The sequence below is a fragment of the Pseudoalteromonas sp. NZS11 genome (genome assembly GCF_015864765.1).
Taxonomy (GTDB): Bacteria; Pseudomonadota; Gammaproteobacteria; order Enterobacterales; family Alteromonadaceae; genus Pseudoalteromonas; species Pseudoalteromonas arctica.
The window spans coordinates 62,741-83,749 of the sequence record NZ_JADYWP010000014.1 but is presented as its reverse complement, the minus strand read 5'-3'; the positions used below and the strand labels follow the sequence as shown (position 1 = coordinate 83,749).

At 39.3% G+C, this 21,009-nt stretch carries 15 protein-coding genes and 11 tRNA genes; 5 read left to right on the top strand and 21 right to left on the bottom strand.

From position 1 onward, the window contains the following. Positions 1-415 precede the first annotated feature (415 nt). A complete protein-coding gene (locus I6E82_RS18995; RefSeq protein WP_010555303.1) occupies positions 416-1,831 on the top strand; it encodes an alanine/glycine:cation symporter family protein in 1,416 nt (471 codons plus the stop codon). Between the two features lie 117 nt (positions 1,832-1,948). Next, on the top strand, positions 1,949-3,259 hold the full coding sequence (locus I6E82_RS18990; protein WP_197118488.1) for an IS4 family transposase: 1,311 nt from the start codon (positions 1,949-1,951) through the stop codon (positions 3,257-3,259). A 921-nt stretch (positions 3,260-4,180) separates the two neighbouring features. On the opposite strand, the gene I6E82_RS18985 is transcribed toward I6E82_RS18990, so the two are convergent. The 15 genes from I6E82_RS18985 to I6E82_RS18915 form a co-directional block, all read right to left on the bottom strand. Beyond that, a tRNA-Leu gene (locus I6E82_RS18985) sits at positions 4,181-4,267 on the bottom strand. Between the two features lie 38 nt (positions 4,268-4,305). After that, positions 4,306-4,379: transfer RNA gene (locus I6E82_RS18980), tRNA-Cys, on the bottom strand. 19 nt (positions 4,380-4,398) lie between these two features. Further along, positions 4,399-4,474 (bottom strand) — tRNA-Gly (locus I6E82_RS18975). Positions 4,475-4,523: 49 nt separating this feature from the next. Next, a tRNA-Leu gene (locus tag I6E82_RS18970) sits at positions 4,524-4,610 on the bottom strand. Between the two features lie 38 nt (positions 4,611-4,648). Further along, positions 4,649-4,722: transfer RNA gene (locus I6E82_RS18965), tRNA-Cys, on the bottom strand. Between the two features lie 19 nt (positions 4,723-4,741). After that, positions 4,742-4,817: transfer RNA gene (locus I6E82_RS18960), tRNA-Gly, on the bottom strand. Positions 4,818-4,866: 49 nt separating this feature from the next. Continuing rightward, a tRNA-Leu gene (locus tag I6E82_RS18955) sits at positions 4,867-4,953 on the bottom strand. 39 nt (positions 4,954-4,992) lie between these two features. Next, positions 4,993-5,068, bottom strand: a tRNA-Gly gene (locus I6E82_RS18950). A 64-nt stretch (positions 5,069-5,132) separates the two neighbouring features. After that, positions 5,133-5,219, bottom strand: a tRNA-Leu gene (locus I6E82_RS18945). Between the two features lie 37 nt (positions 5,220-5,256). Then, positions 5,257-5,330, bottom strand: a tRNA-Cys gene (locus I6E82_RS18940). 32 nt (positions 5,331-5,362) lie between these two features. Then, positions 5,363-5,438, bottom strand: a tRNA-Gly gene (locus I6E82_RS18935). A 212-nt stretch (positions 5,439-5,650) separates the two neighbouring features. Beyond that, positions 5,651-6,196 carry a CDP-diacylglycerol--glycerol-3-phosphate 3-phosphatidyltransferase gene (gene pgsA / locus I6E82_RS18930; RefSeq protein ID WP_197118487.1) on the bottom strand — a complete coding sequence of 182 codons (546 nt, stop codon included), beginning with the start codon at positions 6,194-6,196 and terminating at the stop codon, positions 5,651-5,653. A gap of 42 nt (positions 6,197-6,238) precedes the next feature. After that, positions 6,239-8,062 carry an excinuclease ABC subunit UvrC gene (gene uvrC, locus I6E82_RS18925; RefSeq protein ID WP_021032122.1) on the bottom strand — a complete coding sequence of 608 codons (1,824 nt, stop codon included), beginning with the start codon at positions 8,060-8,062 and terminating at the stop codon, positions 6,239-6,241. A 9-nt stretch (positions 8,063-8,071) separates the two neighbouring features. Continuing rightward, complete coding sequence (gene uvrY / locus I6E82_RS18920) at positions 8,072-8,722, bottom strand: UvrY/SirA/GacA family response regulator transcription factor (RefSeq protein ID WP_002963136.1); 651 nt, start codon at positions 8,720-8,722, stop codon at positions 8,072-8,074. 108 nt (positions 8,723-8,830) lie between these two features. After that, positions 8,831-9,982: a dicarboxylate/amino acid:cation symporter gene (locus tag I6E82_RS18915; protein ID WP_197118486.1), complete on the bottom strand. Its 1,152-nt coding sequence runs from the start codon at positions 9,980-9,982 to the stop codon at positions 8,831-8,833. Between the two features lie 362 nt (positions 9,983-10,344). On the opposite strand from I6E82_RS18915, the gene cysK reads away from it, so the two are divergent. Together cysK and I6E82_RS18905 are read left to right on the top strand one after the other, a co-directional pair. Continuing rightward, positions 10,345-11,313 carry a cysteine synthase A gene (cysK, locus tag I6E82_RS18910; RefSeq protein ID WP_002963138.1) on the top strand — a complete coding sequence of 323 codons (969 nt, stop codon included), beginning with the start codon at positions 10,345-10,347 and terminating at the stop codon, positions 11,311-11,313. A 142-nt stretch (positions 11,314-11,455) separates the two neighbouring features. Beyond that, positions 11,456-11,890, top strand: a complete 435-nt coding sequence (locus tag I6E82_RS18905; protein WP_007587009.1) for a hypothetical protein — start codon at positions 11,456-11,458, stop codon at positions 11,888-11,890. Positions 11,891-11,966: 76 nt separating this feature from the next. Here I6E82_RS18905 and I6E82_RS18900 read toward each other — a convergent pair whose 3' ends face one another. Continuing rightward, positions 11,967-14,243 carry an acyl-CoA dehydrogenase gene (locus tag I6E82_RS18900; RefSeq protein WP_197118485.1) on the bottom strand — a complete coding sequence of 759 codons (2,277 nt, stop codon included), beginning with the start codon at positions 14,241-14,243 and terminating at the stop codon, positions 11,967-11,969. Between the two features lie 167 nt (positions 14,244-14,410). Between I6E82_RS18900 and I6E82_RS18895 the strand changes: the two genes are divergently transcribed. Continuing rightward, entirely contained in the window at positions 14,411-16,258 is a 1,848-nt protein-coding gene (locus I6E82_RS18895) for a M2 family metallopeptidase (protein WP_197118484.1), read from the top strand. 66 nt (positions 16,259-16,324) lie between these two features. Here I6E82_RS18895 and I6E82_RS18890 read toward each other — a convergent pair whose 3' ends face one another. The 5 genes from I6E82_RS18890 to I6E82_RS18870 all read right to left on the bottom strand — a co-directional run bounded on the left by I6E82_RS18890 (position 16,325) and on the right by I6E82_RS18870 (position 20,896). Next, positions 16,325-17,128: a putative porin gene (locus tag I6E82_RS18890; RefSeq protein ID WP_197118483.1), complete on the bottom strand. Its 804-nt coding sequence runs from the start codon at positions 17,126-17,128 to the stop codon at positions 16,325-16,327. A gap of 665 nt (positions 17,129-17,793) precedes the next feature. Continuing rightward, positions 17,794-18,588, bottom strand: coding sequence for a putative porin (locus I6E82_RS18885; RefSeq protein WP_024591302.1), 795 nt, complete (start codon positions 18,586-18,588; stop codon positions 17,794-17,796). A 201-nt stretch (positions 18,589-18,789) separates the two neighbouring features. After that, a complete protein-coding gene (locus tag I6E82_RS18880) occupies positions 18,790-19,164 on the bottom strand; it encodes a PH domain-containing protein (protein WP_007377979.1) in 375 nt (124 codons plus the stop codon). Further along, positions 19,164-20,072, bottom strand: coding sequence for an ABC transporter ATP-binding protein (locus tag I6E82_RS18875; protein ID WP_197118482.1), 909 nt, complete (start codon positions 20,070-20,072; stop codon positions 19,164-19,166). Before I6E82_RS18875 ends, I6E82_RS18880 begins: the two co-directional genes overlap by 1 nt. After that, on the bottom strand, positions 20,069-20,896 hold the full coding sequence (locus I6E82_RS18870) for an ABC transporter permease (RefSeq protein ID WP_024599820.1): 828 nt from the start codon (positions 20,894-20,896) through the stop codon (positions 20,069-20,071). Before I6E82_RS18870 ends, I6E82_RS18875 begins: the two co-directional genes overlap by 4 nt. Between the last annotated feature and the right edge of the window lie 113 nt (positions 20,897-21,009).

Below are 21,009 nucleotides of genomic sequence, written 5' to 3'. Positions count from 1 at the left end.
GCCCACACAGATGATTGCTTTATATTGTTAAAGAACGTTTTGAGTCGCTTTAGCGTCTCAAGGGATGCGAATAATACACCCTTTATTTTTCGAGTCAACACTTAGTTTTAAACTTTCTTTTTGGAAGATTTAAAACCGAAGTTTCACTTAACTCTCTGAGTAGTTCGTGCCTCGCTATGCGTTGGCGTTTCCTGTCTCAGTGGGGTCGCATTATAGGGAGCGACGGATTTTACGCAAGCGTTATTTGCATAAAATAGTAATTAAAATTAAGCCCCAAGCAAGCGCACATGATAAACACAAGTTACCCACAAAACCCTGTTGATAACTCTGTTTTTGAACTTTAAAACTAAACACTTTTATCCTGATGTGATAAGTTGCGGTCACTTTTTTTAACTCATGTATTTAGGCAGTATCCATGACAGACATAATAAACAGTATAAGTGCCCTTCTATGGGGCCAAGTTCTCGTCTACTTATTAATAGCAGCAGGCCTCTTTTTTACTTTTCGACTAGGCTTTATTCAGTTTGTGCAATTTCCACATATGTTCAAAGTTATGTTTGGCTCTCGTAAATGTGCCGATAATGAAATTTCATCCTTTCAGGCTTTTTGTACTTCGTTAGCTGCACGTGTTGGTACAGGTAATATGGCTGGTGTTGCTGTTGCCTTATACCTAGGTGGGCCAGGTGCTATTTTTTGGATGTGGCTTATTGCATTAATAGGTATGGCTACAAGCTTTGCTGAAAGTACTTTGGCTCAGGCTTATAAAACAAAAGATGCTGATGGCAATTTTAGAGGTGGCCCTGCTTATTATATGCAAAACGGTTTAGGTAAACGCTGGATGGGGACTTTATTCTCGTTATGCTTAATTTTAGCCTTTGGTTTGGTATTTAACGCCGTACAGTCAAACTCTATTGCTGCAGCATTTGAAGTAGCGTTTGATGTACCTAAGTATATAGTAGGCATTTGCTTGGTTATTGGCTCTGGTATTATTATTTTTGGTGGTTTGAAAACGATTTCTCGTTTTGCTGAAATGGTTGTCCCATTTATGGCATTAGCTTACTTGTTAGTGGCTCTTTATGTATGCGCTATTAACTTTACTGCATTACCTGATGTAATTGTACTTATAATAAAAAGTGCTTTTGGTATTGAACAAGCTGGTGCAGGTGCAATTGGTTATGGTGTTACACAAGCTATGATCCAAGGTATAAAGCGTGGCTTATTCTCAAACGAAGCTGGTATGGGTAGTGCAGCTAATGCTGCAGCCACTGCGACACCTTACCCTCCTCATCCAGCATCACAAGGTTATGTGCAAATGCTAGGTGTATTTATTGATACTATTGTTATTTGTACAGCGACTGCTTCTCTTATTTTACTATCGCAGCAATTAGTACCTGAATCTGGTGTTATGGGGATTGAACTTACACAAGCAGCATTACAAGAACATGTCGGCGACTGGGGTACTTACTTTATTGCCATTGCTATATTGTTTTTTGCTTTTACTTCTATTGTGGCTAATTACTCTTACGCTGAAACAAATTTAATGTTTTTAGAGCACAACTCTAATAAAGGTATGTTTATCTTTAGACTTGTTGTTTTAGGTATGGTGATGTTTGGTGCTGTTGGTGAGCTTGGTTTAATTTGGACGCTGGCAGATATATCAATGGGTTTAATGGCCATTGTAAACGTTATAGCGCTATTTATGCTTTCAGGTGTTGTTGTATGGCTCTCTAAAGATTACAACGAACAACGCAAAAAGGGCTTAATACCTACCTTTGACAAAAGTAAGCATCCTAAACTTGCTAAAGAGGTCGATCCCGAGGCCTGGAAATAAACAATAAACAGCGAGCTACGGCTCTAATGCCGATCATTTAAGAATTAGTTAATAGCACTTGAACGATCTTCTAGGTATGTAAGAATCCGAATTCTTTTGTAGAATTCGGATTTTTTTATGCAACTTTCTAATGCTCTCGATATTATTAACAACAGCAAACCTAATGACGTTGAAACACTCGCAGACTTACTCCCTTTATCTCTTATCGAAGAAGCCTATGCACTGACCGAAACCGTTACACTACGAAAAAGAAAACTAACCCTAGAATCGATGGCTTGGTTGTTGATCGGGATGGTTATTTATAATGACAAATCGATGGCCGATGTCGTTAATATGCTCGACATTGTTGACCGCGAGGGTAAGCCATTTGTTGCGCCAAGTGCTTTAACTCAGCGTCGTAAAAACCTAGGTGAAGCCGCCATGAAAGCCTTATTTGAATGCACCCAAAGGCATTGGAATAATGGCGCTAATCATCCTCATTGGAATGGGCTTACCTTGCTTGGTGTCGATGGTGTTGTTTGGCGTACGGATGACTCACCCCAAAACAATGAAGCCTTTACAAAACCGACCAATACACAATACCCACAGGTCAGAATGGTGTGTCAAATGGAGCTAAGCAGCCACCTAATCACGGGGAGTGCTTTTGATGATTACAAGGTCAATGAAATGGTGCTGGCTGAAAAGCTTATAGAAACCACACCCGATAACAGTCTCACTTTATTCGACAAAGGTTTCTATTCTTTAGGGCTTTTACATAAATGGCAAACGACTGGCAGTGAACGCCACTGGCTAATCCCCCTGAAAAAAAATGTGCAATATGAAGTTATTCAAACATTAGGGCGTAATGATAAATTAGTCCAACTTAGCAGCAACCCAAGAGCAAGAAAAATGTGGCCAACGCTGCCTGACACCTTAATAGCGAGGTTAGTGACTCGAAAAATAAAGGGTAAATCATACAGTGTGATGACATCGATGACAGATCCGATGCAATATCCGTCAGCCGATATAGGCGATTTATATAGTCACCGCAGGGAGATAGAGCTTGGTTATCGCGAACAAAAGCAATATATGCTGGGTAATCGATTAACATTAAGAAGTCGCTTACCTGCGCTTGTAAAGCAAGAGCTGTGGGGAGTGTTGCTTACTTATAATATGGTGCGATATCAGATGGTAAAAATGTGCCACACATTAAAAGGTGATTATTTACCATACCAACTCAGTTTCAATGGTAGTTTAGCTCAAATAATGAGGTTGCTTGTTGGATTACCTTATTCAACACCTGGAGCCATACCACGTCAATTAAGATACTTTTATGCGATGGCAGAAAGCCTCATTCTAGAGCCACGAAGGGGGCGAAGTTTTCCTCGTTCAGTCAACCCAAGACCACAGCGGTACGCTAGAAATAAAAAAGCCGTCCACCTTAAGTGAACGGCATTAGAGCTACGGCTCGCTTTTTTAGTTCTAAAAATAAAAAGTCCTGACACATAGCACTCGATCATTTATAAGTAAAAGCTGTTACGGACGATAAGAACTGTATAGACATTATCTGATTATCAGCCTAGATAAGACAACCTACAAAAACAGATGCTTAATGCCCACAGCTCTGCATTATGCATAAGCACTTTATTGTTTACCTATTTGAAGTTCTCACCATAACTCTAGACTTACTCTTACCCGCGATTTTTAACTTCCAATGAGCATGTGTTAGTAACCAATTCGACAACTATACCAACCTGCATAAATCTCTGAGTAATTTAACGAATTAAATTGCACTATAACGTCGTTAAAAATTTTTATTTAGAACACTAGATACAAAAATTTTTGCCTAAATCTAGCGTAATTTCCTTAACCTTAAATAGACCCCATATATAAGCAGATTGGTATTACTTTATGCTACCAGCACATAGGTGTTTGAACTTTGCTTTCAAGGTTATTTGCTCTCGAGGTGTAGATTGCTTTACTGTTTTGAATTTTTTAAAGCTAATGGCCTACTTTACTGGTTGGTATCATAAGTCTATGACGCTTAGTTCAGTTCAAAGTGTATTCATTAGCATTAAGTACTGTGTGTCGCTAAGGATTGCATGGCTGGTTTATTTGAGGCGCTATAGGATTGGGTTTGGAAATATTACATTATGCTTACTCATATATATCTTTAATACGATAGATATACAAACTCTCAATGAACTATCACACAACGCTATTATTGGGTAGACCATGCATAAAATAGTGCATATCAAGATAATATAAATCATAGAAAACATAAAAATGATAAATCAGGATTTTTACCGGATATTTTATAGATATTAGAAGATTTATTAGATTTTTTAAGCAGAGCTCTTAATAAAGAGATGGTGCCCGAGGCCGGACTTGAACCGGCACGACTTGTTAGTCGAGGGATTTTAAATCCCTTGTGTCTACCAATTCCACCACTCGGGCATCGAGTTTGCTAATTAAAGCGTGTGGAGTAAATTATATGGAGGCGGAACCCGGAGTCGAACCGAGGTAAACGGATTTGCAATCCGGTGCATGGCCACTCTGCCATTCCGCCTAAATGTATCCAGATAATTTGGAGCGGTACACGAGGCTCGAACTCGTGACCTCGACCTTGGCAAGGTCGCGCTCTACCAACTGAGCTAGTACCGCAAAATACTGTTTTATCAACTTCAAATCATCTTGGTAAAATAATTTAAAGTGGTGCCCGAGGCCGGACTTGAACCGGCACGACTTGTTAGTCGAGGGATTTTAAATCCCTTGTGTCTACCAATTCCACCACTCGGGCATCGAGTTTGCTAATTAAAGCGTGTGGAGTAAATTATATGGAGGCGGAACCCGGAGTCGAACCGAGGTAAACGGATTTGCAATCCGGTGCATGGCCACTCTGCCATTCCGCCTAAATGTATCCAGATAATTTGGAGCGGTACACGAGGCTCGAACTCGTGACCTCGACCTTGGCAAGGTCGCGCTCTACCAACTGAGCTAGTACCGCAAAATACTGTTTTATCAACTTCAAATCATCTTGGTAAAATAATTTAAAGTGGTGCCCGAGGCCGGACTTGAACCGGCACGACTTGTTAGTCGAGGGATTTTAAATCCCTTGTGTCTACCAATTCCACCACTCGGGCATCGAGTTTGCTATTAAAAGCAAGTGGATAAAACTAATATGGAGCGGTACACGAGGCTCGAACTCGTGACCTCGACCTTGGCAAGGTCGCGCTCTACCAACTGAGCTAGTACCGCATCATATTAATTCTAAATTAACCATTTTACAAATTACACTTGGTAATGTAATTAAACCACAAAGTGGTGCCCGAGGCCGGACTTGAACCGGCACGACTTGTTAGTCGAGGGATTTTAAATCCCTTGTGTCTACCAATTCCACCACTCGGGCATCGAGTTTGCTAATTAAAGCGTGTGGAGTGTTGAAATGGAGGCGGAACCCGGAGTCGAACCGAGGTAAACGGATTTGCAATCCGGTGCATGGCCACTCTGCCATTCCGCCCCAATACTGGAGTAATAACCTTGAGATAAACTTGGAGCGGTACACGAGGCTCGAACTCGTGACCTCGACCTTGGCAAGGTCGCGCTCTACCAACTGAGCTAGTACCGCATTTTATTTATCAGTTATTTGAATTAGCACATGATGATTTATGTGAACATTCAGGTAACTGATTAATTACCGTTTTGTTTATCTCGGGGGCTATGCCCTCTCAACACGGACGCATTCTACAGAGATTATTAAACGCGTCAATACAAAAAATGCTAGTTTTGAACTGTTTGCTTGTTTTTTATCTAAAACGGTGCGTTATTATACATTTAGAGTCAATTTTTAGTCAATTCCCCCCATGATGCACGTAAATATTGCATCATAGAACTCAAGGTTAAAAAGGTCGCAATGTACAGTAGTCCAAAACTTAAATAGTTCATCCACGTATCATATTGCCAAATCAAACCGATAATGGCTAACATTTGTGCAGCCGTCTTTATTTTACCCATATTTGATACAGCTACATTACCACGCTTACCCTGCTCTGCCATCCATTCACGAAGTGCAGATATGATAATTTCACGGCTTATTATAATAAGAGCAGGTATTGTCATATACATTGACTGGTACTGATCAGATAACGCTACAAGTGCAGCACATACCATTACTTTGTCAGCAACAGGATCTAAAAAAGCACCAAAAGGAGTTGATTGCTCAAGCTTTCTTGCCAAATAACCGTCTAATATATCGGTGATCGATGCAAGCCAAAAAATAAAGGCGGCAGCAAAAAAAGCCCAGCTATAAGGCAAATAAAATATCACCAAAAAAACGGGGATAAGAAAAAGTCTAAATGTTGTGAGTGTGTTTGGAATATTCCACATAACTACTTGGATATGTCTTTTTTGCTATATTCGCATGTAGGGCTAGCCCTTGTCATGCAAATGGTTAAATATCTTCTCAGCCATGTCAGGGCTGATCCCAGGAACTTTCTTTAACTGTTCTATATTAGCAGCTTTTACACCCTGCATGCCCCCTAAATATTTTAATAATGTTTGGCGACGCTTAGAACCTACTCCATTTATTTCTTCTAGTAGTGATTGTGTACGTTGTTTTTGTCGTTTATTACGATGCCCTGCAATAGCAAAACGGTGAGACTCATCACGTATATGCTGAATCAAATGAAGCGCAGGCGCATCTGAATCCATCGGAATGGTTTTGCGTCCACCATCAATCAATAGTGTTTCAAGACCGGGTTTACGACTCGTTCCTTTTGCAACACCGACTAATAAAGGCATTTTAGTGTGCGGCCAATTAGAAAAGTACTGCTCAGCGCGTCCTAACTGCCCCTTACCGCCATCAATAAAGATAACGTCTGGAATTTTGTCTTCGTCTACTAACTTGTTATAGCGCTTGTTAAGTGCAAATTCCATTGCAGCATAATCATCGCCACCTGTAATACCTGTTACGTTGTAGCGCCTATACTCTTTTGTATTTGGGCCTTGTGAGTCAAATACAACACAACTTGCAACGGTGTTCTCCCCCATGGTGTGGCTTATATCAAAACACTCCATTCGGGTAATATCGTCAAGTCGCAGTGTTGCTTTTAATTGTGCATAACGTTTATTAATAGAGTCTTGGGTACTTTGTTTAACCGCAATACTGTTTAATGCATTTTTATTGGCCAGTTGTAAGTATTGCGCACGCTCACCACGAGTGACCACTTTAAGGATTACTTTGCGCTCACTTATTTGTGTAAGCGCTTCGCCGAGTGCCCCGCTCTCTTCTATTTCAAACGGTAATATGATTTCTTTTGCAATACGCCCTGTTGCTCCTGGCGCTAAATAGTACTGTCCTAAAAATGAAGTCAATATTTCTTGCTCACTCGAATCTTTAGGTACTTTTGGAAAATAGGTTTTACTACCCAGTACTTTATGATCGCGGATCATTAATAAATGAATGCCGTTTAACCCGTTTAAATGCGCAAAACCGACAACATCCATTTCTGCAAAGTTGCCAGAAATAGACTGTTGCTCCTGCATTTTACGAAGTAGCATTATTTGGTCGCGAACTTTTGCCGCCAATTCAAAGTTTAATTGCAGGCTGGCTGCTTCCATTTTTTTTATTAAATCAGCAATAACTTCGTGAGATTTACCCGTTAAAAATTTACGAACATAGTCAACTTGCTCACTGTAATCATCATCAGTTACTTTATTTACACATGGAGCTGAGCAACGTTTAAGTTGATATTGCAGACACGGGCGACTTCTTGCGCGGTAATAAGCATCTTCACATTGACGAACAGGAAATATTTTTTGCATTAAGCGCAAGCTTTCAGATACCGCTCCTGCGCTTGGGAAAGGCCCAAAGTACTCACCTTTAATTTTACGACTGCCACGATGAAATGCTAAACGAGGGTGTTTATGGCTAGTGAGTAAAATATAGGGGTACGACTTATCGTCACGTAATAATATGTTGTACCGAGGCTGATATTTTTTTATTAGATTATTTTCTAGCAGCAGCGCTTCGGTTTCAGTATTGGTGAGGGTGACTTCAATGTTACAAATATTACTCACTAAAACGCGTGTTTTGCTATCGGTAATGTTACTTCTAAAGTAACTGCTCACACGCTTTTTTAGATGCTTTGCTTTACCAACATAAATAACTTGGTTGTCACTATCAAGCATGCGGTATACGCCCGGCTCACTTGATAGCGTTTTGAGAAAATGTACGTGATCGAATTCAGACATAAATTATAGTTAGTACGAAACGTCTATATCAATCATTTTATGACGAATAGCTAAATGGGTAAGCTCAACATCACCACCTACATTTAACTTTTCAAACATACGGTAACGATAGCTATTTACTGTTTTAGAGCTTAAATTTAAGCGTTCAGCTATATTTTGTGCTTTTTCACCTTTGGTGATCATAAGCATAATTTGCAGTTCGCGCTCAGATAAACTCTGAAAAGGGTTTTCATCTGTGCGGCCTGTCACTTGTGCAAGCGCTATCTGCTGTGCAATTTCAGGTGCAATGTAACGCTGACCAGCATGAACACAACGAATGGCACGAACCATTTCGTCAGAGCCTGCACCTTTAGTTAAAAAGCCATGTGCACCAATTTGCATTACCTTGCTCGGAAACGGGTCTTCACAATTAACAGTAAGCACAATAATTTTTACATCCGGGCAGTAACGACAAATCTTTTTAGTCGCTTCTAATCCGCCCATGCCTGGCATATTCATATCCATTAATACTATGTTTGGCGCATGCTGACGACAAAACTGTACAGCCTCTTCGCCAGTTTTAGCTTCGCCAATTACTTTAAACCCTCGTACGTCATCAAGAATACGCTTGATTCCTGTTCGTACAAGTTCATGGTCATCAACTAAAAGTACATTAATCAATGGAACATCCTCACTTACCTAACAACATGCAATTTAATTAAATTAATTTGCCACAGTAACATACATAAAGCGAAACAATAATTAATATTATTGCCTCGCTCTAATAGTTTAAGATGACGATTTTTCGCTAAATCTGTCAACCCATAACGCAATGATACCATCACCCGTTACATTACACGCAGTACCAAAGCTATCTTGTGCTAAATAAAGTGCAATCATTAATGCTACAGCACCTTCATTAAACCCAAGCATGCTTGTTAATAAACCAAGCGCCGACATGACTGCACCACCTGGAGCACCTGGAGCTGCAATCATTACTAAACCTAACATCATAATAAATGGCAGCATACCCATTAATGAAGGAACTTCCATGCTTGGCGATAAAAACATAACAGCCATTGCACAGGTTACTATTGTTATAGTTGAGCCAGATAAGTGAATAGTCGCGCAAAGCGGCACAGTAAAATTAGCTACATCTTCTTTAACATTATTTGCCTTACTTGATTGTAGCGATACTGGAATCGTTGCTGCACTCGACATAGTACCTAACGCTGTAAAGTAAGCTGGTAGCATATTTTTAACTAATTCGATTGGATTACGTTTTAACAATATACCTGTCGCTATATATAAAACGCTTAACCATAACCAATGCATAACAAGCGCTGCAATTAGTACTACACCAAATGTTTGCAACGTATCTACCACAGTGCCTGCCACCGTCATTTCGGCAAATACGCCAGCAATGTAAAATGGTAAAGCTGGAATAATTACTTTCGATAATAACCCGTCCACTACATCACGACCCTGATCAGACACCTTTTTAAGCGTATCAAGTTCTAGTTGGCTCATGCCTATACCAAATACAAAAGCAGTCACTAATGCGGTCATTACACCCATCAGAGGTGGAATTTCTAAATCAATAAAACTACCTATTTCAGTAGCAACTTCTGCTTCAAATGTAATGCCACCACTTAAAAAAGGTATAACAGCACTTACTAATAAAAATGCAAGCGTACCTGCAATAATGGTAGAGCTGTAAGCAAACCCTACTGTTTTACCAAGTAAGTGACCAGACCCTTTTGGTAGGCCAGCAATACCCGATGCAATAAAAAATAAAATGATAAGAGGGATGGTAAAGGAGATAATTTGACCAATCAGCTCTTTTACTGTAAATAAAAGTTCAACACCAGTTATAGGTACATATAGTCCGACTAAGATACCGGCCACAATACCGGCAATTAATTTTAAGATTAACTTCATTGTGATTGCTTAATTGAATTTAGATACGTGTTTTTATCATGTTTTAGACGCATTGTGTGATAAAACTATTCAAGTTACATTCATATGCACAAATAACGAACAAATACAGCTTGATCCAATGCTCTTTCGAACATTTTTTGACTAAACGAGTTTTTACTCTTTAAATTTCAAATTAAGCCCGCACCTATAATAACTAAAGCACCGTTAATAATTGATTTTTATTTCGGCTAGTTATAAGCCCAATAGATATATGTTATAGCCAAACTTTACTTTAGTTTTTTTAAACTCACAGTAAAGTGTATTTATATAGTTAGTAGCAAAGGCTATTAACACGTTGATCAGATTGCATCCAAAGGAACATTATGTCTACTATTTTTGAAGATAACTCACTAAGCATCGGTAATACACCGCTGGTAAAACTTAACCGTGTTACAGGTGGGAATGTATACGCTAAAGTTGAATCTCGTAATCCAAGCTTTAGTATCAAATGCCGCATTGGTGCATCGATGATTTGGGAAGCTGAAAAGTCAGGTCAGCTTGTTGAAGGTAAAGAACTTATAGAACCAACATCGGGGAACACCGGTATTGCACTTGCATTTGTTGCAGCAGCACGTGGTTACAAGTTAACGCTTACTATGCCAAACACCATGAGCCTAGAACGTCGCAAGCTATTAAAAGCATTAGGTGCAAATCTAGTACTTACCGACGGTGCTAAAGGTATGAATGGCGCAATTGAAAAAGCAAAAGAAATTCAAGCAACAGCTCCTGATAAGTATATTTTATTACAACAATTCGAAAACCCTGCAAACCCAAAAATTCACTTTGAAACAACAGGCCCTGAAATTTACGATGCGCTTGACGGCAAAGTAGACTTTTTTGTAGCAGGTGTAGGTACTGGTGGTACTATTACAGGTGTTAGCCGCTACCTTAAAACAGAGAAAGGTTTAAACGTTAAGTCTATTGCTGTTGAGCCAACTAACTCTCCTGTTATTAGCCAAACGCTTGCCGGTGAAGAAATTAAACCTGGCCCTCATAAAATCCAAGGTATTGGTGCAGGCTTTATCCCTGGCAACTTAGATATGGACTTAATTGATGGTGCCGAGCTTGTATCTAACGAAGACGCAATTGCAATGGCGCATCAGTTAATGAAAAAAGAAGGTATTTTAGTCGGTATTTCGTCAGGTGCTGCGGTTGTTGCAGCTAAGCGAATTGCTGAAAAACCTGAAAACGCAGATAAAAATATTGTTGTTATCCTACCTAGTGCAACTGAGCGTTACTTATCAAGCCCAATGTTTGATGAAGAATTTAGTGAGCAAGAGCTAGTACAATAAGTAATTTTAAGATTTTTAAAAGGATGCTTTAGGCATCCTTTTTTATTATTTATTATCCAATTTTCTATTTATTGCCCCCCATACCTTTACATCTTCCTAGATAAACCACACACTTTAAAAAAACTAATTAATAATAACTAATATGAAAAAAATCACGAGTTTATTAAGTTTGGTTATCTGTTTATTTTTATCAGCCTGTGGAGACGATACCAAAACACTTGGCGACACTCCTGGCGATACAGCAACCGCTTATTTTGATGCGCTTTATAACCAGCAAGACCTTCAAAAAGCCAGCACCATGGCAACACCCAATCTTACACGCATCATGAAATCCTACGGCACTGCAAAACAGTTTTCCCGTAACTTAGTAAATATGCAATATGATGAAGTAACCATTGAAGTTGATATGACCAATATGAGCATCCGTGAGCAATACGGTGATAACGCTAAAATAAACCTTATTTTTACCGGCTATTTAAATGGTGATAAAATTGACGAAATGCGCAGTGTAAAAATGCTTCGTAAAAAGGGCAAATGGTACATAGATAAAATAGTTGCCGACCCTTACGCTCGTTAAAATAAATGAATTAAACATAAAAAGGCCTTACATTTGTAAGGCCTTTTTCGCTTTAGTTAGTATTTAAAATACTGCGCTACAGCTCACCTGGTTGAAAATTATCAACTGCAATGGCTTTCTTTCGTAACTTATTAGCGTGATGCATTGCATCAGCATCCGTTTGCTCTAACAACTTATTTTCAAGCGCATAATTTATAGCACCTTCAATATCAAGCGTTGCAGGCACACTGCCCTTACGCTGCCATTGTTTTAGATCTTTAAACTGCGCTTGCATATCATGCATAGCTAAAAATGCGCTTTCCATGACCCCGGTACCTGCATTTTCATCTACATAACATAAATGCGTTAAACGGTTTCTAAATACACCCGGTTGAGTCATACGCTCGCAAATACTTTGTGCTATTTCATCACTTGGTCTGTGGTAATGATTTCCAAGCGGGAACACGATACGTTTAAGGGTAAAATTAACAACCGGATTTGAAAAGTTTTTAAAGAAGCCATTAAACGCTTGGCCAATTTCAAATAATGAGTTCTCAATTGCATATTTTACAAATGGTAAATCAGCTTGTTGGCGCCCTTCGTCTTCATAACGTTTTAAAACAGTTGATGCTAAGTACAAATGACTTAATACATCACCCAAACGTGCCGATATCATTTCTTTTCGTTTAAGCTCACCGCCAAGCATTAACATAGCCACGTCTGTGCAAATAGCTAAGCCTCGGCTCATTCTGCTCAGTTGCTTATAATAAACAGCCGTTTCACCACCTACAGGCGCTTTAGCAAAATAACTACGTGTTAAGCCATGCACAAATGCCATACCTGCATTACTTGCTGCAAATATTATATGGTTCATTAATAAACCATCAAATTGTTCAAGTGCTGCGTCGTCATCTTCCATTGCAGCGGCTTCCATTTCTTTTAAAACAAATGGATGACAGCGTGTTGCACCTTGGCCAAATATCATTAAGTTACGCGTTAAAATATTCGCGCCTTCAACCGTAATTGATACTGGAATACCCATATAGCCATGCGCCAAATAGTTATTAGGCCCTACTTGAATTCCTTTACCTGAATGAATATCCATTGCATCATTCATTACCGTACGACCCATTTCAGTCATATGGTATTTAGCAATCGCTGTTACAACCGACGGGCTTAATTTTAAATCAATCGCACCTGCGGTCATTAATCTGCATGACTCAAGTGTGTAAGTTAAACCACCAATACGCGCAAGTGCCTCTTGCACGCCTTCAAATTGCCCTATAGATACACCAAACTGCTGGCGTACCATGGCATATGCCGATGTCATTTTTGAAGCTAAATGTCCAGTTGCTGCACTCAATGCTGGTAGTGATATACCACGCCCTGCACTTAAACACTCAACAAGCATTCTCCAGCCACGCCCTGCACACTCTTGACCGCCAATGATCCAGTCCAGTGGTATAAATACATCTTTACCGTAAGTGGTACCATTCATGAAGGCCATATTAAGCGGATAATGACGCTCACCCGTTTCGACACCCGGATGATCGGTTGGTATTAGTGCACATGTAATGCCTAGCTCTTTCTTATCACCTAATAAAGCATCAGGGTCATACATTTTAAATGCTAAGCCGAGTACAGTAGCCACAGGTGCAAGCGTAATGTAACGCTTTGACCAATTTAAACGCAGGCCCATTACTTGCTCGCTATTGTGCTCACCCATACACACCACGCCCGAATCAGGAATGCTGCCAGCATCAGAGCCCGCCTCTGGTCCCGTTAATGCAAAACAAGGAACATCTGTACCATTAGCTAAACTTGGCAGCCAACGATCTTGCTGCTCTTTAGTACCATAGTGAAGAAGTAACTCGCCCGGACCTAAGCTATTAGGCACCATAACAGTGACTGCGGCTGTTAAGCTTTTAGTCGAAATTTTTGACACTATCGTTGAATTAGCAATTGCCGAGAACTCACGACCGCCAAATTTTTCAGGAATGATCAGCGCAAAAAAACCTTCTGTTTTTAGGTAATCCCACACTTCTTTTGGTAAGTCTTTGTCTTTTTGTACAATTTGATAATCATCAAGCATCGCCAATAAGGTTTCTACTTGGTTAGCCATAAATGCGTTTTCTTTATCGCTAAGCTCTGGTTTAGGAAAGCGGTGCAGTTTTTGCCAGTCTGGGTTACCACTAAATAACTCACCATCCCACCAAACATCACCTGCTTCCATCGCCTCTCGCTCTGTTTGCGATAATGGCGGAAGCACCTTTTTGAACATTTTAAACGTAGGACGACTAATCAAGTTTAGGCGAATATCTTTAACCGCAAAAATAACCACCACCACGACCAGCAATATTATAAATATTAACATGCGCACATTCCTTACACATTGAATGAAAATAGTAACTTAATTATGACCCATCTTAATTTAAATACAATCATTGCACGACGAGTCGTGAGCCTTAACGCATTCATTTTATTGTTTTAAACATCACTGCTATTATCAACGTTTTAATAACAATAAATTAAAGGAATAGCATGACCCCCTTTCGATTTAAACTAAGTATGAGCGCCTTAATGGTAGCAAGTACTCTTGCTTTAACAGCCTGCGATGCGCAAGTAACGATAGACACTACCGATTCAGCACACACTAAAAAAGCTGTAACAGCTAAAGATGCAAATACATTTATAACAAACACAGAAAAAGAACTAAGTGCACTTTATTTAGAATCGAGCCGTGCAGAATGGATTTACGCAAACTTTATTACTCATGATACGTCGGCTCTATCGGCTGAAGTTAACCGTAAAATGACCGAAACAGTCGTGCGTTTAGCAAATGAAGCTGCAAAATACGACGAACTAGAGCTTGATTACGATGCTCGCCGTAAGCTTGATAAACTAAAACTAGCACTTACACTTCCTGCCCCACAAGACGCTGATAAAACAGCACAACTTTCACAAATTGTCGCAGAGCTTGGCGGGCTATATGGTAAAGGTAAATACTGTAAAGAAGACGGCACCTGTTTAAGCCTTGGCGACATGACTTCAAAAATGGCCACCAGCCGAGATTACAACGAACTGCTTGATTTATGGCAAGGCTGGCGTGAAATATCAAAACCCATGCGCCCACTTTACGAACAACAAGTAGTGCTGACCAACGAAGGTGCAAAGGAGCTTGGTTATGCCGATACGGGCGCTATGTGGCGCAGTAAATACGATATGCCTGCTGATGACTTCACCACCGAGCTTGACCGTATTTGGGGCCAAGTTAAACCACTGTATAACTCGCTACACTGTCATGTTCGCGCAAAGTTAGGTGAAAAGTACGGCACCGACAAAGTACCTCAAGATCAGCCAATACCAGCGCACTTACTTGGTAATATGTGGGCGCAAGCATGGGGTAATATTTACGATGTAGTTGCACCAGAAAACGCCGATCCGGGTTACGACGTAACCGAGTTATTAGCTCAAAATAATTACGACGAACTTAAAATGGTAAAAGGGGCTGAAAACTTTTTTACCTCAATGGGTTTTGACGCACTACCAGAGACATTTTACGAGCGTTCACTGTTTGTAAAACCAAAAGACAGAGATGTGCAGTGTCATGCATCAGCATGGAATATCGATAGCAAAGACGATTTACGCATTAAAATGTGTATTCAGCGCACAGGCGAAGAGTTTTCAGTTATTCACCATGAATTAGGTCATAATTTTTATCAACGCGCATACAACAAGCAGCCTTTATTTTATCAAGAAAGTGCAAACGATGGTTTTCATGAAGCCATTGGTGACACCATTGCCTTATCGGTTACACCGGGTTACTTAAAAGAAGTCGGCTTACTTGAACAAGTACCTGATGAATCTAAAGATATTGGTTTATTAATGAAAATGGCACTTGATAAAGTCGCCTTTGTGCCGTTTAGCTTAATGGTTGATCAGTGGCGCTGGCAGGTATTTTCAGGGGAAGTAGCACCGGAAAATTACAATAAAGCATGGTGGGAACTACGTGAAAAATACCAAGGAGTGCAAGCTCCTATCGCACGTAGCGAAAATGATTTTGATCCGGGTGCTAAGTACCACGTCCCGGGTAACACGCCTTATACACGTTACTTTTTAGCGCATATTTTGCAATTTGAGTTTCATCGCAGCTTATGTGAAATTGCCGGTAACGATAAAGCCATTCATCGCTGCTCTATTTATAACTCAAAAGAAGCAGGGGATAAGCTAAACGCTATGCTTGAAATGGGTTCGTCTCGCCCTTGGCAAGAGGCGCTTGAAACTGTAACAGGTAAGCCGCAAATGGATGCAACAGCAATGCTCGATTACTTTGCACCATTACAAACATATTTAGATAAACAAAACGAAGGCCGCAACTGCGGCTGGTAAATAGCGCTGAATAAAAAGCCCGCTCAAATGAGCGGGCTTTTTATTCATATTCTAATTTTAGTTAAATTAGAACTGTAAGCTTACATTTGCAAAGTAAGCATCATAATCAGAATCATCCCAGTTATTGCCGTAACCTGCTTCTAAACCAACATTGTTGTTGAAAAAGTGTTGAGCACCAAGAGTGTAATCATCATTTTTATTAACTGTAACAAAAACCGATGTTGCTTTGCTGAAATAGTAGTTAGATGCTAATTCCCAGTTACTTGAACCGCCATCAACATCTTCAAATTTACCTTCAACAGTCAAGTAGTTACCTTGCTGTAAATCAACAAAGTACTTAGCTGCTACTGCACGGTAATCAAACTCATCATCTGCTGTTACTGTAAAGCCAATATAATCAGTGCTGTTTAACTGGTGGTTATATGCCAAATCAAACACAAACTGATTGTCAGCATCTTCTACATCAACAAACGTAGCTTTTAATACAAGGTTTGGATTAAAGAAGTAACCCGCTGAAAGTTCAATTACATCCGTGCTTGAGCCAAAATCACTATCGAAATTATTGTACTGTGCACCTAATACAAAATCTTCTACAAAATACTCACCGCCAACGCTAGTAACATCTCCAAGATCATTATCACTGTATGCACCATAAACATTTGTTTGCTTATTGATGTATTCAAATTGATCATAAGGACCTAAAGTCGCTTTTGGAGAAAAATAATATGTTGAGTCAACACTTACTGTGTCAGCACCATCTACGTCCACATATCCTACATGGCTGATTGATTGGTAAGTATCTGCGGCTATTGCAGTGGTTGCAGCACTTGATAATAAAATGCTCGAAATGATAACGGCTAATTTTTTCATTTTAAATTCCCTATAAATATTACTTTTTATGCCTCAGCTGTCTAGCCAAAGTCGGGGCGCATCCTAACGCCAAAAAAATGAACAAAAACTGAATAAAAGGTCAGATTAAACCCAGTGTGATTGTAATAATTTATAAGTAAATGTAAATGCAAAGTATCCATTAAATCTACAAGACAATTTCATGTCATCATTTAAATTTAAAAAGTAACAAATACGGTACAAACTGTCGCTAAATTGAACACAACTTAATTATTCGATAAACCTCATCAATATAATTTCCTCTCACTAAATTTTTTTAATTTCTCAAAAAAATTACTCTGTTTAATTCATTATTTCTGTATTTATAATGAAAAATAGGTTTGTATCAGTGCATATTTTTATCTGTTTTTTCCAATAACCATTGTTTACTAGCAAAAATAACTCCAATATTTACTATTTTATAGCTATTATCATCGACTGCACTTAATGACTTTAATAACAATTTAGCCATTCATGGCGACTCTATTTATAACTTAAAGGAGTTATTTAGATGAGTATAATAAAGGCCGTAATAATGACTGGTAAAAGTTTATAGTTAAAAGCTCAAACGTTTAAAAACGACAAAGCCCGCTAAATTTAGCGGGCTTTTTAATATTACTTTTGTATTAACTAAGTACGGGACTTAATTAAAACTGAAAACGCATGTTAGCAAAGTACGCATCGTTGTCAGAATCATCAGCGTTGTTTTCGTAACCCACCTTTACACCAATATTTTTATTGATGAAGTGTTGAGCACCAAAGCTATAAGTATCTTGCTTATTGTAGTTAGCAAATACAGATGTTGCTTTTGAGAAGTAGTAGTTAGTTTCTGCTACCCATTGGTTTTGGGCATCATCAATGCTTTCGTATTTACCTTCAAAAGTAAGATAGTTACCTTGCTGTAAATCAATAAAGTATTTAGCAGCTACTGCACGGTAATCAAAATCGTCGTCTGATGTAAGTGTAACACCTACGTAATCAGTGCTGTTTAGCATGTAGTTGTAAGCTAAATCAAATAATGCGTAATCATCGCCGTCTTTGTTTTCAACTAGTGTTACTTTTGCAAGTAAATCAGGGTTGAAAAAGTAACCACCCGTCAGTTTATAAAGCTCACTGTTAGAACCTGAATCTGGGTCTAGGTTTTCGTAAGATGCGCCAACAACAAATTCATTAATGAAGTATTCACCACCAACTGATGTTAAATCGCCAAAGTCGTCATCAGCGTAGCCACCATATACGTTAGTTTGTTTATTGATGTATTCAAACTGATCGTACGGACCTAAAGTTTTTTTAGGAGATAAGTAGTAAATAGAATCTACAGCAACGGTGTCGTTGTTATCGCTATTTTTATAGCTTAGGTTACTAATTGAATTGTAGCTGTCTGCAGCAGCCGCAGTGCTAGATAATAAAATGCTCGAAATAATAACTGCTAATTTTTTCATTGTAAGACTTCCCTATGTACATTGCTTTTTATGCTCTAGCTGTATTGCTAAAGTCGAGGCACATGCTAACGTTAGGAAACTGAATGAAAACTTAACTAACCAGTTGTATTTATTAAGTTAATTGTAAGGAAGTGTTGTAAACTGTAAAATTAAAGTAGTTGCAACATCTAGTCAACAACTACTTAAAACATGTACCGCAGCTTAAAGCGCGTGTTGGCTAATAATACGATAAACATCGTTAATATTATCGCCAGACTTAAACTCTTTACTAATTGGTGTTGGATCTGAGCCAACCCATATTTTTAGCTCGGCATCTAAGTCAAAATGGCCTGCACTTTCTTTACTAAACTTGGTAATTTTAGAGTAAGCAATACTCACCATTTCCATTTTAGAGCCGGTCATACCTTGCTTATCAATTAAGATTAAGCGCTTATTAGTAAAAATAAACATATCACGTACTACTTTATATGCTTTTTCTACTTGCTCGCCGTCAATTAATGTATTGGCGAGGATTTTCTCTAAATCAGAATCGTCAACTTCGCTTGCATTACCCATAAGTCCGCTAAGTAAACCCATTATACTCTCTCCTGTTTAAATATTTGATTCTCTAATGTGTGACCATTAACTAACTGCCTGTACTGCCAGTGTTGCTGATGACAAAAATTCAGTAGTGCAATATCAAGTGGATCGCTCGTTGGTTGATACTCAACAACATATTCTTTATGCTGGCTCATATACACTCGGCTCACCCCTGCAATTGCTTGAAGCTGTTGCTCAACATTTTGATAAGCTTCGCTTAGCATTAATGTATAAAAGTGTTTATCGGTATTATTTGTTTTTGTTTGATGCTCGCTTAGTACGCCTTTATCTAAATGAAGTACCTGTGAGCATAGTCGCTCAAGCTCAGTTAAATCGTGAGAGCTTAAAATAAATGTAGCCTGCTCACTTAATTCAGATACTAGCTCACGTACTTCTCTGGCATGAATCGGATCAAGCCCTGCGGTTGCTTCATCAAGCATTACAATTTGTGGCGCGCCAATAAGTGCTTGCGCTATCGTAACGCGCTTGCGCATACCGTGCGATAAGTCCCCCGCACGCTGCTTTGCAATCTCTTTTAAGCCAACCAAGTCAAGTACACGTAGCGCCTCAGTTTGGCTTTGCTTAGCACCCATACCTTGCAGTTTTGCATAAAAAGCGAGTTGCTTATCTATATTAAAACGAGGGTCAAGTTGTGCGTCTTGCGGTAATGCACTTACTTTATTAAATAAAGCAGCGCTCCCTGGCTTATGCCCTAATATTTCAAGGCTGCCTTTACTTGGCGCTATATAGCCGCACAACAAACTAAATAAGGTGGTTTTACCCGCACCATTTGGCCCAACAAGCGCCACTGGCGCGCCTTTATTAATCTCAAAGTCCACATTATTAAGCGCAAGTTTTGCACCATACGATTTACTTAAACCGCTGGCTGTAATTAATGGTCTCATAGTGAGCTCCTTGCAAAAATACGTTGAGCAACACTTAGTAACACCGCAGTTTGCACAAGGGGAATAGCCACAGCGCTTAATAATGGTAAATTTTGCCCCGCTAATAACTCTATTTGCACACCCGGAAATAAATAATCAAGCAAGCCTAATGCGGGTATTTGCCATTGCAATATACCAACTACAATACCGCCTGCTGCAAAATATAAAATTGCCAATACAATAGATAAACGCGATGAGCGAGCAAAGGTATTTATTAACGTCATAAGTGCTACAAATGGGCACAGAGTAATCACTAATATTAAAAATATAGAAAGCGCACGGGCAAAACCACCAGCCAGTAAACTTGGATCTCTAAAACCCAATACCGCGAGCGTAGCCACAAGAGTAATGCCCACTAAGCAGGCTAATACCGCTAATTGCCCTAAAAAACGACCAAACAGTATTTCAAAGCGAGTGGAGCGCAGTGATAAAAACCTTAGTGTGCCGCGCTCTCTATCGCCTACCGTTTGGTCGCTACAAATAAATAAACCAAAAACGGGAAAGCTATACAGGGCTATTAACCAGTACATAGCAAATTCGGCCTCAGGCCAATCCAATAATTTACTTAAACCAATAGAACCTGATATATCACGGGCTATTTGCTCAAAATCGGGCGCACTTACAATGCCTACTGCCTGCCCTATTGGGTAGCGCAGTATTATTAGCCACACCAATGCAAAGGCAGCTAATGCAATAAGTCCACGTTTAGTTAAAAACATACGTACAAGCTCAAATCCCGCTATTTGCGTTAATCGCCCTACGTTTATCGGTAATGGTGTTGCCATTGACTATCCTTAATGACTTTTTATTTTCTGTGTATTTATCCACACTAAGTGTAAACACCTTGAATTACCAGCAAAAAAAAGCTCACCTATAGTGAGCTTTGTAACAATACATT

What these genes read in the sequence shown, in the direction of transcription:
- I6E82_RS18995 (WP_010555303.1), top strand. Translation starts at nt 416, where the DNA reads ATGACAGACATAATAAACAGTATAAGTGCCCTTCTATGGGGCCAAGTT.
- I6E82_RS18990 (WP_197118488.1), top strand. Translation starts at nt 1,949, where the DNA reads ATGCAACTTTCTAATGCTCTCGATATTATTAACAACAGCAAACCTAAT.
- pgsA (WP_197118487.1), bottom strand. Translation starts at nt 6,196, where the DNA reads ATGTGGAATATTCCAAACACACTCACAACATTTAGACTTTTTCTTATC.
- uvrC (WP_021032122.1), bottom strand. Translation starts at nt 8,062, where the DNA reads ATGTCTGAATTCGATCACGTACATTTTCTCAAAACGCTATCAAGTGAG.
- I6E82_RS18915 (WP_197118486.1), bottom strand. Translation starts at nt 9,982, where the DNA reads ATGAAGTTAATCTTAAAATTAATTGCCGGTATTGTGGCCGGTATCTTA.
- cysK (WP_002963138.1), top strand. Translation starts at nt 10,345, where the DNA reads ATGTCTACTATTTTTGAAGATAACTCACTAAGCATCGGTAATACACCG.
- I6E82_RS18905 (WP_007587009.1), top strand. Translation starts at nt 11,456, where the DNA reads ATGAAAAAAATCACGAGTTTATTAAGTTTGGTTATCTGTTTATTTTTA.
- I6E82_RS18900 (WP_197118485.1), bottom strand. Translation starts at nt 14,243, where the DNA reads ATGTTAATATTTATAATATTGCTGGTCGTGGTGGTGGTTATTTTTGCG.
- I6E82_RS18895 (WP_197118484.1), top strand. Translation starts at nt 14,411, where the DNA reads ATGACCCCCTTTCGATTTAAACTAAGTATGAGCGCCTTAATGGTAGCA.
- I6E82_RS18890 (WP_197118483.1), bottom strand. Translation starts at nt 17,128, where the DNA reads ATGAAAAAATTAGCCGTTATCATTTCGAGCATTTTATTATCAAGTGCT.
- I6E82_RS18885 (WP_024591302.1), bottom strand. Translation starts at nt 18,588, where the DNA reads ATGAAAAAATTAGCAGTTATTATTTCGAGCATTTTATTATCTAGCACT.
- I6E82_RS18880 (WP_007377979.1), bottom strand. Translation starts at nt 19,164, where the DNA reads ATGGGTTTACTTAGCGGACTTATGGGTAATGCAAGCGAAGTTGACGAT.
- I6E82_RS18875 (WP_197118482.1), bottom strand. Translation starts at nt 20,072, where the DNA reads ATGAGACCATTAATTACAGCCAGCGGTTTAAGTAAATCGTATGGTGCA.
- I6E82_RS18870 (WP_024599820.1), bottom strand. Translation starts at nt 20,896, where the DNA reads ATGGCAACACCATTACCGATAAACGTAGGGCGATTAACGCAAATAGCG.